General features: G+C 60.8%; 10 protein-coding genes. 2 read left to right on the top strand and 8 right to left on the bottom strand.

Features of this window, described 5'->3' with window-relative positions; translation table 11 throughout:
• Positions 1-57: 57 nt before the first annotated feature.
• On the bottom strand, positions 58-1,542 hold the full coding sequence (locus OU26_RS04815) for a DNA polymerase III subunit epsilon (protein WP_026646847.1): 1,485 nt from the start codon (positions 1,540-1,542) through the stop codon (positions 58-60).
• Between the two features lie 269 nt (positions 1,543-1,811).
• On the opposite strand from OU26_RS04815, the gene gad reads away from it, so the two are divergent.
• Positions 1,812-3,356, top strand: a complete 1,545-nt coding sequence (gene gad, locus OU26_RS04810) for a glutamate decarboxylase (RefSeq protein WP_237743737.1) — start codon at positions 1,812-1,814, stop codon at positions 3,354-3,356.
• 332 nt (positions 3,357-3,688) lie between these two features.
• Positions 3,689-5,104, top strand: coding sequence for a glutamate/gamma-aminobutyrate antiporter GadC (gadC, locus tag OU26_RS04805; protein ID WP_237743736.1), 1,416 nt, complete (start codon positions 3,689-3,691; stop codon positions 5,102-5,104).
• A gap of 154 nt (positions 5,105-5,258) precedes the next feature.
• Here the strand turns inward: gadC and OU26_RS04800 are convergent, their stop codons facing one another.
• The 7 genes from OU26_RS04800 to OU26_RS04770 form a co-directional block, all read right to left on the bottom strand.
• Positions 5,259-5,915 (bottom strand): peptide deformylase, encoded by a 657-nt coding sequence (locus OU26_RS04800; protein WP_026646844.1) that lies wholly within the window; start codon positions 5,913-5,915, stop codon positions 5,259-5,261.
• A 9-nt stretch (positions 5,916-5,924) separates the two neighbouring features.
• Positions 5,925-7,307: a phosphoglucosamine mutase gene (glmM, locus tag OU26_RS04795; RefSeq protein ID WP_026646843.1), complete on the bottom strand. Its 1,383-nt coding sequence runs from the start codon at positions 7,305-7,307 to the stop codon at positions 5,925-5,927.
• A 492-nt stretch (positions 7,308-7,799) separates the two neighbouring features.
• Complete coding sequence (gene pepN, locus OU26_RS04790; protein WP_026646842.1) at positions 7,800-10,409, bottom strand: aminopeptidase N; 2,610 nt, start codon at positions 10,407-10,409, stop codon at positions 7,800-7,802.
• 84 nt (positions 10,410-10,493) lie between these two features.
• Positions 10,494-12,452, bottom strand: a complete 1,959-nt coding sequence (locus OU26_RS04785) for a ribonuclease J (protein WP_033498922.1) — start codon at positions 12,450-12,452, stop codon at positions 10,494-10,496.
• Between the two features lie 82 nt (positions 12,453-12,534).
• Positions 12,535-13,425, bottom strand: coding sequence for a 4-hydroxy-tetrahydrodipicolinate synthase (gene dapA, locus OU26_RS04780; RefSeq protein WP_026646840.1), 891 nt, complete (start codon positions 13,423-13,425; stop codon positions 12,535-12,537).
• 81 nt (positions 13,426-13,506) lie between these two features.
• A complete protein-coding gene (locus OU26_RS04775; protein ID WP_033498921.1) occupies positions 13,507-14,736 on the bottom strand; it encodes an MFS transporter in 1,230 nt (409 codons plus the stop codon).
• A 55-nt stretch (positions 14,737-14,791) separates the two neighbouring features.
• On the bottom strand, positions 14,792-15,664 hold the full coding sequence (locus OU26_RS04770) for a MurR/RpiR family transcriptional regulator (protein WP_026646838.1): 873 nt from the start codon (positions 15,662-15,664) through the stop codon (positions 14,792-14,794).
• Positions 15,665-15,820 lie beyond the last annotated feature (156 nt).

The following is a 15,820-nucleotide window of genomic DNA, read 5'->3' as shown; positions in this document are numbered from 1 at the left end:
GGACTCCATCGGCGTGTCGAAACTTGACAAATCAGGAAGAAAATACCTTCCAGACATCTACCAGCGGCGACCGCAATGCTTTCCACCGACTCCGGACTTGCCTCCCGCTCCCCATGGGCCACGTCCTTCGGCACGCAGCACACCCAAGTGATGCTTCATGGCAACCAACATGATGTGCGTGTCCTCCAAACCAAGGTGTCGTTCCGACTTGGTCGGATCAAGCGCGCCCTGCCGCTTGGCGTACGCGTCCAATGTGTTGATGCCGTACGGATGCTCGTCATCCGGAATCGAACCCTCATCCCAACGGCGGCTCATCGGCAATGTATCGATGATCGTGATATTGCCCGAACGGTAGCTCTCCGCATATCCGGCCACATTCAGCATGAAGAATCCATGCTCGAACCGGGCGTTGTGCGCCACATACGGCTGCTGCTCCAATCGCTGCAACAAGCCGATCTGCGCCTCCGGCCACTCGTCGAACAGGCGGAAGCCGGATGCACGCTGGGTCACGTCGATGCCGGTCAGGTCACGAATCAGAGGATTTCCAAGCGTCGCGTTCTCGGCGGGAACACCGAACGACAAGCGCGCCTGGCCGTACGCGTCGCCAGCCTCGTAATAGCCCTGCTCGTACCGGTATTCAGTAGGCGCATCAGCCGGACGCGGGGAAATCATGTTCATGTATTCGAAACCGACGTCGATGATGTACACGCGAGCCGGATCCGTACCGGTGGTCTCGATGTCGATGCCCATGACGTTGTCCACATCGCGGCCAGGCAGATACGCGTCACGCCAATCGGACTTGCGATACTCGGCCAAACGGCGAGTTTGCGCCGATTCGCCGGTTTGAGACGCATTGCCGCGCGCGCCGGCTGAATCCGAGCCTTGGCCGAACACCGTGGAGCCGCCCGGACTGGTGACGCCGCTCAGATTCGCACGCGACATGGCATAATCGCTGGCACGCTTCTGGCTCCTCTCCGAAGCGCGTCGGGCGGCACGCCCGTTGACGATATCGGCGGTCCGATCCTGGATGTCATCCAGCGTGATCTCCCCGGAAACCGAAGCGGAACCGGGGTGAAGCACCGGCACCGTCACGCGTTCACGCCGTTCCTCGGTGACCGTCCACAAACCCATATCCACACCGATGCGTCGCAAAACCGCGATTTCGTCGCACAGCCGCCGGTTCGCGTAGGCGAGCGCGCGGGGAAGCCGATAAGAGGCGATGAGCCGGTCGAAATCCGTCATGAACGTGCTGCTGTACTGCGCGATGATCGGTTCGAGCCGGTCGCGAATGGCAAGATCGTCCTTCAGCAGATCATGCAATTGTTGGACGGGCAGTTGCGGCGACGGTACGGAGCGCAGTATGTCCAGCAGGTCGATGTGCTGCCGTGCGGCGACGCCGATGCCATTGCGCAGGTCAAGCGAGGACACCCACTGCCAATCAATCGGCTGGTTGTCGGCATTGTTCGGCATCGATGCCGACCATTGCCCGATGTCCTGTTTCGCGTCATCAAGCCAGGAAGAATTCGTCGTCGATTCACTCATATCTGTCCATCGTAGCCGACACCCACCATCAGAGCACTGCGACATGCGGCGGACCGGCGTGGGCTTCCTCTCTGCGCGAACGTGGGTGCATGGGTACGTGCGAAATCGCTTCCTACGAAACCGCGCGCGGATATATCCATGCACGGCGGCCGGCATGCGAATCACCACATAGCGCAAATATGACGATTTTCCAGCAAAACCCAGACTTGACTTTCATTTTGAATCACGGAACGCGATCAAACGTTCCAAATCAACGAAAGGAAGCTGCAATGTCAGTGACACATTCCGAACCAACGCATTCCATCGGCGACATCAACGAAAATGGATGCGGATGCTGCCATGGTGCGGACGTCAATGGAGGCACGACCATGTCGGCAACATGCGAACCGAGCGAGTTCCACGAAGCATGCGGAACCAAAGACGACGAAGCCAAGGGAAGCGGACGCCTTCCGGACAATGTGGAAATCAATCCACTGTTCGCACGGCCGAAGGAGGCCAAGGCGTTCCCGAAATTCACCATGCCGAGGGAAGGCTCCCTGCCGGAAACCGCCTATCAGGTGGTGCATGACGAAGCCATGCTGGACGGCAACGCGCGACTCAACCTCGCGACGTTCGTCGGCACGTGGATGGATGACCATGCGAATCGTCTGTACATGGAGGCGGCCGACAAGAACATGATCGACAAGGACGAGTATCCGAAGACGGCCGAGGTCGAATCCCGTTGCTGGCACATGCTTGCTGACCTGTGGCACGCGCCCGATCCGATGAACACCATCGGCACCTCCACCATCGGCTCGTCCGAAGCGTGCATGCTGGGCGGACTGGCGCTCAAGCGCCGTTGGAAGGAGGCGCGTGAGAAGGTCGGCCTGCCCACCGACAAGCCCAATCTGGTGATGAGCAGCGCCGTGCAGGTCTGCTGGGAGAAGTTCTGCAACTATTTCGACGTGGAACCGCGCTACGTGCCGATTTCCGAAGATCACAAGGTGCTCGACGGGCATGACCTCGACAAGTACGTCGACGAGAACACCATTGGCGTGGTGGCCATCATGGGCGTGACGTATACGGGTATGTATGAGCCGGTCGAGAAGATCTCCGAGGCGTTGGACCGTATCGAGGAACGCACTGGACTCGACGTGCGCATCCATGTGGACGGCGCTTCGGGCGCCATGATCGCACCGTTCATCCAGCCGGACCTCGCCTGGGATTTCCGCGTCAAGCGCGTCTACTCCATCAGCACCTCCGGGCATAAGTATGGTCTGGTGTATCCGGGATTGGGCTGGGTTATATGGCGTGAGACCGCCGATTTGCCGGAAAGCTTGATTTTCAAGGTGAGTTATCTCGGCGGTGAGATGCCGACGTTCGCGCTGAACTTCTCCCGTCCGGGAGCGCAGGTGCTGCTGCAGTATTACATGTTCCTGCGTCTGGGATTCGAAGGGTATCGAAGGATGCAGCAGACCTCGCACGATGTGGCGAAGTACCTGTCGGGCGAGATAGCGAAGATGGATGATTTCACGTTGTGGAATGACGGTTCCGACATTCCGGTGTTCGCTTGGATGCTCAAGGATCGGGCGAATCGCAAATGGAATCTGTACGATCTGCAGGATCGGTTGCGTATGAAGGGTTGGCTGGTGCCGGCCTATCCGATGCCGATGAATCTGACGCAGGTGACCGTGCAGCGCATCGTGGTGCGCAACGGCTTCAGCCACGACATGGCCGAAGCGTTCATCGGGGATCTGAAGGCGTGCGTGAAGTATCTGGACGGACTTCGTTCTCCGATGCCGAGCGAGGCGCACGTATCCGGATTCCATCACTGATGTTCCTTGATTCCGGGGAATTGAAGGAAAACCATGATCATTCCCACAACGATTATGTTCACGAAAGCTGGCTGCAATGACAGTTCATATGAAAAAAGCCGCTTGCCGTGGTGGCGCACAACGCAAGCGCAGCTGCACATCCAGGATCCGCTCACTTCGGGGCGAATGCCCGGACGACACCGACCGGAACGGCGAACAATCCATCCCCCATCGCGTCCACCGGCCGATCTGCAGATGCAGGAAACCCCAATATTACGGGCGCACCTGCGCATGCCGGGGAGAATGAAGCAGGCGGCACAACCTCAAGCGTCGCGAGCAAAACCGGCAAGGCCATGATGTCGGTCGGCCAGCTGGCCATGCTGACCGTGGTGGCGGTGGCCTCGTTGCGTTCGCTGCCGGCCATGGCCGACTACGGTCTCGCATCAATTCTGCTGTATCTCATTCCCGCGGTGGTCTTCCTGGTACCGACCGCCTTGGTCGCCGCCGAACTGGCCACCGGCTGGAAGGGCGGCGTGTACGTATGGGTGCGTGAGGCCTTCGGCAATCGAATCGGATTCCTTGCCATCTGGCTGCAGTGGATCCAGAATGTGGTGTGGTATCCAATTCAGATCGCCTTCATCGCCGTCAGCCTGTCATACGTGTTCGGCATGGGAGGCTTGGGCAGCAACGGCGTGTACGTCGCCGCGGTGATCATCGTGCTGTATTGGGCGAGCACGCTGGTGGCGCTGCGGGGCGGCAACCTGTTCGCCAAAGTCGGTTCGGTTTCGGGACTTATCGGAACGCTGTTCCCGGCACTGCTGCTCATCATCTTCGGAGCGGTCTGGCTGGCGATCGGCGAACCGATGCATACTTCCCTGCATGCGTCCGCGCTGCTGCCGTCGTGGACGGGCATCGCGTCGATTGTGCTGATCGTCTCCAATGTGCTCGCCTATGCGGGCATGGAGGTCAACGCCGTGCATGCCAACGACATGGAGCATCCGGGAAGCCAGTTCCCGCGCGCCATCGCGTTGGCCACCGCGCTGATCCTGCTGGTGCTCGTGCTGCCGACCCTGGCCATCGCCTTCGCCGTGCCGCATCGTGAGCTGGGACTCATCGACGGCATCAATCTGGCGTTCAAGGAGTTCTTCGACCATTTCGGCATGAGCTGGGGCACTCCGGTGATTTCGCTGCTCATCGCATTGGGCGCGTTCTCCTCCGTGGTAGCATGGATCGCAGGGCCTTCCCGCGGTCTTTTGTCGGCCGCTCGAACCGGTCTTATGCCGCCCGCGTTGCAGAAGCGCAACGCCCATGGCGTGCAGGAGGGCATTCTGATTCCGCAGGGCATCATCGTGACCGTGCTGGCGTTGCTGTTCGTGCTGATCCCCAATGGCAACACCGCTTTCGCGACATTGGTGGATATGGCGACCGCGTTGTATCTGGTGATGTACATGCTGATGTTCGCCGCGGCGATCCGTCTGCGCAGAACACATGCCGAGGTACGGCGCACATATCGGGTTCCAGCGATCCGGCTGGTCGCGGGCGTCGGTTTCGTCGCTTCCGCCGCAGCGTTCGTCCTGACCTTCGTACGTCCGGCCGGCTTCACCGGTTTGAACAGCGTCTCGTATGCGATTCTGGTGGCCGTTGTCGTGATTGTGCTCGGCGTGCCGCCGCTGGTGCTGTACGCGTCGCGCAAACCGGGCTGGGATCTGCGTTCGGCTGCCGAACGGGAAGCCGATGCGCGCGACATGCTGGTGAATCCGGAATGCTGACGGATCCCGCATAATCGCCGGAATATGAATTCCGAATGGCATGCGCGTCAAACGCAAGGGGTGCCTCTCAAGCGAGCAACTTGAGAGGCACCCCTTGCGTTTTCGTGTTTTCGTCGCGTCTGCCGCGTCCGTCTATGCGGTCACAGCCTTGCGATCACAGTTCGAATCCGAGTTCCGCTGCGGCTTCGGTCGGTACCGGATCCTCGCACCAGAAATCCTCGAGATTCTCGTTGGTAGTCAGGCTTCGGATCTCGGCCTGGTCGATGTACAGTTCGCCGCTGAGATGGTCGGTTTCGTGTTGGAAGATGCGGGCGGGCCAGCCATGCAGATGTTCCTCATGCTGGTTGCCGTCCTCGTCCTGCCAACGGGCGGTGATGTCAAGCCAGCGTTTGCGCACGGCCTGATAGCCGTCGAAGCTCAGGCATCCTTCGTAGAAGCTACGGGTTTCGGTGCCGATCGGCTCATAGCTGGGGTTGATGATGGCATGGAAGGGGAATTCCGCGGCTTCGCGCGGATCGCCTTCGTCATCGTCACGCACATGATCCTCCACGACGGCCATTGCCAGGCCGAGACCAATCTGGGTGGCCGCCAGACCCACGCCCGGAGCCTCCAGCATGGTGACGCGCATGGCATCGATGAGCTTGTCGAGCGTCTTGCGGCTCAGCTGCCCGTCATAGGCGACGGTCTGCTGACGCAGCACCGGCTCGCCCGCCTGCACGATCGGCAGGATCTTCTCCGTGCCGCCGATTTTGATAAGCTTCTCGACCTCGCGGTTGAGTTCGAGATTCACTTTCGTGTTATGTCCGAACATGCGGTCCTCCTACAGGGCGAGCTCATCGGCGACGACCTTGGCGAGGCGATCGCACACTTCGTCGGCCTGCTGCTGGGTTTCGGCCTCGGCCATGACGCGGACGAGCGGCTCGGTACCGGATGGACGCAGCAGCACGCGGCCGGTGTCTCCCAAGAGTTTCTCCTCGCGTTCCACTGCGGCCTGGACCTTGGCGTTCGTCTTGGCGGCCATCTTGTCGACGTTCGGCACGTTGATGAGTGTCTGCGGCAGCTGCGGGAAGTCGGCGGCCAGTTCCTTGAGGCTCTTGCCGGAGCGCACGACTTCGTTGCACAGGGTCAGCGCGGTCAGGGTGCCGTCGCCGGTGGTGGCGAATTCACGGTTGATCACGTGGCCGGACTGCTCGCCGCCGAGCGAATAATCGCCACGGAGCATCTCCTCAAGCACGTAACGGTCGCCCACGTTGGTCTGCACGGTCTTGATGCCCATGGAACGCAGGGCCAGTTTCAGACCGAGATTGCTCATCACCGTCACTACGAGGGTGTCGTGGTTGAGCTTGCCGGCGTTCTTCTTGGCGCGTGCCAGAATACCCATGATCTGATCGCCGTTGACCATGGTGCCGTCTTCGTCCACGGCGAGGCAACGGTCTGCGTCTCCATCGAAGGCAACGCCCATGACGGCGCCGGAGGCCTTGACCATGGCCTGCAGCTGCTCGGGATGCGTGGATCCGGCGTTCTTGTTGATGTTGTATCCGTCCGGGGACGCGTTGATGACGGTGACATCGGCGCCTGCCCGGCGCAGCGCTTCCGGCGCAACCACGGAAGTGGCGCCGTTCGCGCAGTCGGCCACGATCTTCAGTCCCTTCAGCGGGGTCGGCTGGGACTTGTCCGGACCGACCGGTGCGATGGCGGAGACCAGATGGTCGATGTACAGGTTGGTTGCGGTGGCGGTGTCATGGCTGATACGTCCCACGCCCGCGCCGGTAGGACGTTCCCAATCCTGGCCGAGCACCGCTTCGATCTCGTCCTCCTTGGCGTCAGGCAGCTTGAAGCCGCCGCGCGCGAAGAACTTGATGCCGTTGTCGGGCATCGGATTATGGGAGGCGGAAATCACGGCACCCATTTCGACGTTGAGCACGGATGTCAGGTAAGCGACACCCGGGGTCGGGATGATGCCGGCATCGATCACATCGAAACCGCCTGCGGACATGCCCGCGGACAACGCCGCGGCAAGGAAATCGCCGGAAACTCGCGTATCGCGGCCGACCAGCGCGCGACGGCGGCTCGCGAACTCGCCCTTGTCGTCGTCATCGCCCAGCACGCGCACTGCGGCGTCACCCAAATCAAGCGCCAGCTGTGCTGTCAAATCCCTATTCGCCAATCCTCGAACGCCGTCGGTTCCGAACATACGTGGCATGAGTCTCAAATCCTCGCTATCTGCAAACGATATTTCCGTGACCTATCGTACTCAATCATGCCGTCGAAACCGGCAGCCTGTGGCGCAATCGCATAACACTTCACAATTCAAAGCATTTCACGGCGCGCAATGCCCTTTTCGTGTCGCACGACTTTGATTTCAAGGCGGAAAATCAAGTCGTGCGACAGCACTTGATAAAGAAATACCCCCTAACTATCATTTTCCGTTGAAAACCAGCGAAAAATAAGAGTTAGAGGGTATGAAAGCCAGCACGCTTGTCGCACAACTTTGAAAAATGCCTCCAAAATCAAAGTCGTGCGACAGCCTTCGACGCAAAAATGCCCCCTGACCCTTATTCTCAAGCGGAAACCGAGGATTAGGGGGCATAAATGCCGATATGCCCGTCACACGACTTTGAAAATCGCACCCAAAATCAAAGTCGTGCGACGACATGACGGCTCTTAAGCGGGAACGTTCCTGTCGCCCCTGCTATCAGAGCGCGGCGTTGAAGTCGCGCACTTTCAGCGTGCGGTGAGAAGCCTCGACGTTGCCACGCACAATGCGCTGCAAGGCGTTGTCCGCGCCCTTATGGGACGCGAGCCAGGCGTCACCGAGCTCGACGAGCTTCGCCGGATCGGCATAGCCCGGATACAGGCCCTCGAGCAGAGCCTCGGCCATGTGGAAGGTCTTGTGTTCCCAAATCCAATCGACTGCTTCGAAGTACTTCTCGGCATACGGCTCGGCCAGGTCTGCGCGCGGTGTGGCGGCGAAGCCGCGAGCCACGGATTCCAACTGCATGTTGGTCAGACCGTCATCGTGCAAAGCCTCGTTCCACGCCCATGCCTTCGCTTCGGCGGTGCCGGCCACAGCGCGTGCGCCATAGGCGAACTCACGGTTCTCGGTGGTTTCGCGCTTGGCCAGTTCGGCGTCGATTCCAGCTTGGTCGATCGCATTGACGGTGCTCAGCGCGTTGATGATGGTCCAACGGAAGTTGTTGTCGATGTCAAGGCCTTCGAATGCCACGGAGCCGTCGAGCAGACCCTTCGCATTGGCCACGAATGCTTCGTCGCCCGGCTCGCCGTAGCCCAGATAGGCGGTGACAAGCTGGAACTGCTCGTCCGATCCGGCCTTGGCCGCGCCGGCCAGCTTGAACAGTTCGGCGGCCACATGCTTCACGACCTCGGCACGATCGGCCGGAGCGGTGTAATGCCATGCGGTGGTGCTGACCTGTGCCAGCGCATAACGGAAGGTGGTGGATTCGCGTTCGGTGGCGAGCGCGGCCAGCGAGGTGTCGATGAACCTGCGTGCCGGCAGTTCGCCGTCGCGGGTCATGTCCCACAGGGCGAGCCAGATCACGGAGCGTGCGAGCGCATCGTCGAAGCGGTACAGGTTATCCAAGGCGAAGGCGAGGCTCTTGTCGTCGAAACGAAGCTTCGTGTAGGTCAAATCGTCATCGTTCACAAGAATCAGCGACGGACGTGCCTTGCCCGCGGCCGCGTCGACGACCGTCAGCGCACCGTCCACGTCAAGTTCGAATCGGTCGGTGCGCACGATCTTGCCGGTTTCCGGATCCTCGTTGTAGAAGCCGACGGCGAGGCGGTGGGCGCGCAGGACCGGATGTTCGGCCGGCGCGGTCTGGCGGAGGGCGAGGCGTTTGATGGTGCCGTCCTCGTTGGTCTCCACTTCCGTGGTGATGGTGTTGATGCCGGACCGTTCGAGCCACTGGGCGCTCCAGGCCTTGAGGTCGCGGCCGGAGGTGAGTTCCAGTTCGGCGAGCAGGTCGGCGAGGGTGGCGTTGGAGTAGGCGTGCTTGTTGAGGTAGTTGTTGATGCCCTTGAAGAAGCGGTCGCGGCCGACGTAGTAGACGAGCTGCTTCAGCACGGAGGCGCCCTTGGCGTAGGTGATGCCGTCGAAGTTGACGTAGGTGTCGTTGAGGTCGTTGATCGGGGCGACGATCGGGTGGGTGGTGCTCAGCTGGTCCTGATTCAACGCCCAGCTCTTCTCGCCAGAGCTGAAGGTGGCCCAGGCGTCCTTCCATTCGGTTGCCTCGGCAGTGGCCATGGTGGAGGTGAACTCCGCGAAGGATTCGTTGAGCCACAGGTCGTTCCACCACTTCATGGTCACGTAGTCGCCGAACCACATGTGGGCGAGCTCGTGCAGCACGGTGACGACGCGTCGTTCCGCATAGGCGTCGGTGACCTTGGATTCGAACACGTACTGGTCGCGGATGGTGACCATGCCGATGTTCTCCATGGCGCCGGCATTGTATTCCGGCACGTAGATCTGGTCGTACTTGGCGTACGGGTACGGCACGCCCCAGGTCTTGGCGTAGAAGGCGAAGCCCTTCTTGGTGATGTCGAACAGGTAGTCGACATCCTTCTCAAAGGCCTTGGCGAGCGCCTGACGGCAGTACATGGCCATCGGCACGGTGCGGCCGTCCTCGTTGGCGTATTCGGTGTGCCATTCGGCGTATGGACCGGCGCAGATGGCGGTGAGGTAGGAGCTCATGGTCGGGGTCGGTTCGAACACCCACAGCTTGGTGGTTTCGGGCTCGTGGCTGCCGAGCGTGCCTTCCTCGGTGACGGTGTCGGCGTCCGTGACGGATGCGGTCGGCATGTTGGAGGTAACGATCCAGGACTTGGCCGCAAGCACGGAGAAGTCGAACACAGCCTTGAGGTCAGGCTGGTCGAACACGGCGTAGACGCGGCGCGCGTCCGGCACTTCGAACTGGGTGTACAGGTAGATGTTGCCGTCGGACGGGTCGACGCTGCGGTGCAGTCCTTCGCCGGTGTTGGAGTACTGGCACAGCGCCTTGACGGTGACCTCGTTGTGTTCCTTGAGGTTCTTCAGTTCGATGCGGCTGTCCGCGTATGCTTCGGCCGGGTCGAGGGTTTCGCCGTTGAGGGTGATCTCGCTGACTTCGTTGGCGATGAGGTCAAGGAAGCTTGACTTCCCCGGCTTCGCGTCGAAGGTGATGGTGGTTTCGGAGCCGAAATCCTTGGCTCCGCGGGTCAGGTCAAGCTTGACCGTGTAATGGATTGGCGCGGCGATGATGCTTTTGCGTTCTTCCGCTTCGATTCGGGTGAGGTTTGCTCCTGGCATGTCACTCCTTCTTTCTGGTAGCAGAAGGCGGCGCGACCGATTGTGCCGGTCACGTCGCCTTCCGATTTGCGTATGGTCTACAGGTTATTTCGATGCGTTCAGATTCATCGCATCATCCACGTCCTGCGCGATGTCGGCGACGACGGGGACGATCATCGGCTTGCGGTGCAGCTGGCGTGCGACCCAGCCGCCAAGCGTGCGTCGCATGATCTGCTGCAGCTTGTAGGTGTCGCGCGTGCCGGTCATCATCGCGTCCTGCAGCTGCTCGACGATCTGGTGACGGACCTTGTCGAACTCGCTTTCGTCTTCCGCGACCGCGTTGAGGTAGATCTTCGGGCCGGTGATGACATCCGCGGTTTCGGTGTCGACGACCACGAAGCTGGACACGAAGCCTTCGGTGCCGAGGATGCGGCGCTTCTCGAGTTCTTCGTCGGTCAGTTCGCCGACGGAATCACCATCGACGTACACGTAGCCGCACGGCACGGAGCCGACGACCGCGGCCTGGCCGTGGTACAGGTCGACGACGTCGCCGTCTTCGGCCAGCACGACGTTCTGCGGATCGACGCCGGTCTTGACGGCGATCATGCCGTTGGCCACCAAGTGGCGGTTTTCGCCGTGGATAGGCATGGCGCACTTCGGCTTGACGATGTTGTACATGTACAGCAGTTCGCCCTCGTTGCAGTGGCCGGAGACGTGCACGGCGGCGTTGTCTCGGTTGACCACGCGGGCTCCGAGCTGCACGAGCTTGTTGATGACCTTGTAGACGCCATGCTCGTTGCCTGGGATCAGGGAGCTGGCGAGGATCACCGTGTCGAACTCGTTGATGGTGATGTCGCGGTGGTTGCCGTCGGCGATACGGCCGAGCGCGGCCATAGGCTCGCCCTGGGAGCCGGTGCACATGTAGACGAGCTTGTCGTCCTGCACGTCATGGGCCTGCTTCAGGTCGATGACGGTGTCCTCGGGCAGACGCAGGTAGCCCAGATCGGCTGCGATGGACATGTTGCGGACCATGGAACGTCCGACGAACACGACCTTGCGGCCGTACTTGTGGGCCGCGTCGACGACCTGCTGCACGCGGTGCACGTGGCTGGAGAAGCTGGCCACGATGATTTTGCGCGTGGCCTGTGCGAAAGCCTGGTCAAGCGCAGGGCCGATGGAGGTCTCCGGCTTGACGAAGCCCGGGACCTCGGCGTTGGTGGAGTCCATCATCAAGAGGTCCACGCCCTTTTCGCCGAGCTTGCCGAATTCCACCAGATCGGTGATGCGGTGGTCGAGCGGCAGCTGGTCGAGCTTGATGTCGCCGGTGTCGATGAGAGAGCCGGCAGGGGTCTGCACGAACACTGCGAGCGCGTCCGGGATGGAGTGCGTGACGTTCACGAATTCCAGATTGAACGGACCGACCTTGAGCTTGTCGCGTCCCTTGACCTCGACGAGCGTCGGGTTGATGCGGTGTTCCTTGCACTTGGCCTCGACGAAGGCGAGGGTGAGCTTGGAACCGATCAGCGGAATGTCCGGGCGGAGCTTGAGCAGGTACGGCACGCCACCGATGTGGTCTTCGTGGCCGTGGGTGAGCACGAGCGCCTCGACCTTGTCGAGACGGTCCTTGATGTAGTGGAAGTCAGGCAGGATGAGGTCCACGCCCGGCTGCTCCTCTTCCGGGAAGAGCACGCCGCAGTCGATGAGCAGGATATGCCCGTTGTATTCGACCACGTTCATGTTGCGGCCGATCTCGCCCAGACCGCCGAGCGGCACGATGCGCATGGAGCCCTTGCGGTACTTCGGCGGGGCGATCAGCACTTCGTCCTGCTGCGGCGCGGTGGATTGCGGCGTGGGACGCGACGGACGGCGGTTCGAGCCGTTGCCGCGGCCACGCGATCCGCCGTTGCCACGGCCGCGCGTGGAGGACTTCGTCTTCTTGGAGACGGTTTTCTCGGACTTCACAGCCTTTCCGGCCTTGGTTGCCTTGACTGCGGTTTCGGCGCGCTTGGCAGCCTTGCTGCCGCGCCTGTGTGTTGTTGTGGTTTTGGTTTCTTCTGTTGCCATTTCCTAGTTGGATTTCTGTTACTAATTGTCTCCGCCTGTGCGGAGGCGAGGAATTTCAGTGGGACTTTGCCCTATCCGCGATTCACAGCAGTCCCGCGGCGCGCATGCCTTTCTCCGCGCGTGCGATCTCAGCCTCGCCCGGACCGACGTTCGGCAGGCGCATTTCGGTGGAATCGAGAACGCCACGCACCTTGAGCGCGGCCTTGGCCATCACTGCCTGGAAGCCGTTGCCGTTCATCGCTTCGACGAGCGGAGCCAGACGCACGGCGATGCGCTGCGCCTCGTGGATGTCACCACGATCGAACGCGGCCGCCAGATCGCGCATCGGGCCTGCGGCGGCGTGCGCGATCACGGAGATGATGCCGACGGCGCCGACGGACAGGAACGGCAGGAACAGGCCGTCATCGCCCGAATACCAGGTAAGACCGGTCTCCATGCGCTTGCGCACCGCTCCGGCGATGTCTCCGGTGGCGTCCTTGACGGCCTTGACATGATCAAGATCGGCCAGACGGCAGTAGGTCTCCAGCTGGATGTGCAGACCGGTGCGGCCCGGCACATCGTACACGATGATCGGCTTGTCTGCGGAATCGTTGACCGCCTTGTAGTGGCGGAACACGCCTTCCTGCGACGGACGGGAATAATATGGTGCGACCACGAGCACCGCGTCGGCGCCCGCCTCCTGGGTCTGCTCCACCATGCGCACGGTATGCGCGGTGTCGTTGGAGCCCGCGCCGGAGATAACCGGCACATCCACGATTTCCTTGACGGCCTGGACCAGCTCGACCTTCTCCTCCATGTGAGTGGTCGGCGATTCACCGGTGGTGCCGTTGACAACAAGACCGTCGGCACCATCAGCCACGAGCTGCTTCGCCAGCTTTTGCGCGGCGTCGAAATCGACAGTTCCATCAGCTTTCATGGGGGTAACCATGGCCGGGAGAATACGACCAAATGGGGCAGGATCGAGCAAATGCATAGTACCGTCAGTCTTAGGGCTTGTCATACGGCTAACGGTACTTCCCTCTGCGGACGCTTTCGATTTCGCAAGACGCGAAAATCACATTTTGGAAGGCTTACCGACGATGACCGCGACGACGCACTGCAGGAAAGCGACGAACGTGAACACCATCAGCGGCACATGATGGCCGCCGGTGGCCTGAACCAGCACGCCGAACATGAGCGGGCCGAGCGAAGCAATCAGATAGCCGAACGACTGTGCGACGCCCGACAACACCACCGTTTCGGCGCTGTCCCTCCCACGCAAAGCGATCAATGCAAGCGCCACCACCAGAGAAGCACCTTGCGCGCAGCCGCCGACGAATGCCCATACTGGCATGAGATGCGGCAGCAGCAGCATGCCAAGACCGGCGATCAGCATGGGAGCGCTGGCGGTAAGCGCCGCGCAGACCTGGTTGCCGCGCACGTTCATGAGCTTAGGAATGACCAAGCCGGAAAGGATGCCGATGCCTTGGAAGATGAACAGATGCACGCCGGCGGTGGAGGCATCGTAGCCGATGGACGCCGAGATGGACGGCATCCAGTTGGACATGGTGTAGAAGGCGGATGATTGCAATCCCATAAACAAAGTGACGTACCAAGTCATCGGCCGGCGCAGCACGCGGGCGAACGCTCCTTGAGCCGGACTTGCGGAAGGCGCTCCACTTGCGCAAGCGGCGCAATCGCCAGTATTAACGGAGGACTTGCGATTGTGCAGTATACGTAGCAGCCACAATGCCGCGACGACGAGTGGCGGCACGCTCCAGAAGGCAAGAGACGCACGCCAACCGCCCCACGCTTGCGCAAGCGGCGCGGAAACCAGTCCCGCGGTGGCGCTGCCAGCGGTGATGCAGCCAGAGTAGACTCCTGTCGCCATCGCGACATGGCCGGCGTAATCACGTTTGGCAATCACTGGAACCAGCACGTTGCCAACGGCGATGGCAGAAGCGAACACCACCGTGCCCAGCCAAATGCCGATACCGCCGCCGAACGAACGGATGAAATCGCCCGCCGTGATGCACAGCAACGCAAGCAGGATCGACATGTCAATGCCGATACGACGTGCGAGGAACGTGGCGAGCGGGCTAATCGCAGCGAAGGCGAGTAGGGGAATCGCGGTCAGCACGCCCTGCACTCCCTCGGCCCAATGAAGGCCAGTACCTATTTGCGAGAGCACCGGACCGACCGCCGCGATGGAGGGACGCAGATTCAGCGATACGAGGAAGACCAAGGCAGCCCACGGTCCAGTGGAAGGAAGGTCGTACGCCAACGCTCCGTTTATCTTGTTCACAATGCCTCCATTCCCGTTTTCGCCTCCATGGTTCCGGCCGACCGCCGCTATACCGTCAATCACCAAGCTCGCCAAGCGTTTCGAAACAATCGTTGATGTCCTCAATGCGCTTCCGCACGTCGACGTCATCGCTTCCGAGACGTTCCCCCACCTCGTCCGCGAAGAGGGCAACCAAAGCGAACGCCGCAGTGAAGCTTGAAAGCATATGCGAGTTCAACGCCACGTTGAAGAAGACGACGTTGCGTCCGATAAGGGCATTGCGTGCCGCGACGTCGCCTATTACCACCACGGTGACCCCACGTTCGAGTAACACGTCGACAAGTCGGGCGAAAAAAGGAGGACGCCGACCCACGCCGACGATGACGGCCACATCGTCCGATGAGTAGTCAGTCAATTCCTCTGCGATAGATTGCCCCGGATGCGGGAGAATATCGATGTTTCCACGCAGCTGCAGCAATTGTTCACGCAAATGAAGCGCCACGGGATATCCATTGCGGTAACCGACCACCGCGACATGCGGAGCCATGGCCATGTCCCGGCATGCGGAATCCAATTGCGCGCGGTCGATGTCCTCAAACGTATGTTTCAGGCTTTCCGAATCCCTGAGCAAATGGTCGGCAAGCAAATCATCGCAGCGAACATTTCGCACGGTTTCCGGAGCGCCTGGACGGTGGATACGGCGCACGTCGCGTCTGAATTCACCCGCATTCGAATAACCGAGTTTGCGGTACAGACGGCTGAGCGTAGGCTGCGAGATGCCGCTTAGTCGTGACAGTTCCACGGAATTGCACATCAGCACGTCGGTCAAATGTCCGAGGATGAATTGCGCCGCCTCACGCTCCGTCGCGGTAAGCGATTCGTAGGAACCCCTGATACGGGCGACCAAGCCGAGATCCGCTGCACCAGCCCCTTCGTCCGGCACTGCCATTGTAGACGTTTCAACATTCGAAGCTTGTGAAATCTTTTTTTCAAATATCATATCCAATGCTCCTTGCATATCACATACCGCAATAAATCATCACCTTGGTTTATATCGAGAATACTCCAATTATCGGCATTCCTTTTCTCTTCATCGCCCGCCGTA

The sequence above is a fragment of the Bifidobacterium ruminantium DSM 6489 genome (genome assembly GCF_000770925.1).
Classification (GTDB): Bacteria; Actinomycetota; Actinomycetes; order Actinomycetales; family Bifidobacteriaceae; genus Bifidobacterium; species Bifidobacterium ruminantium.
This window is presented reverse-complemented; position numbering and strand designations above follow the sequence as displayed.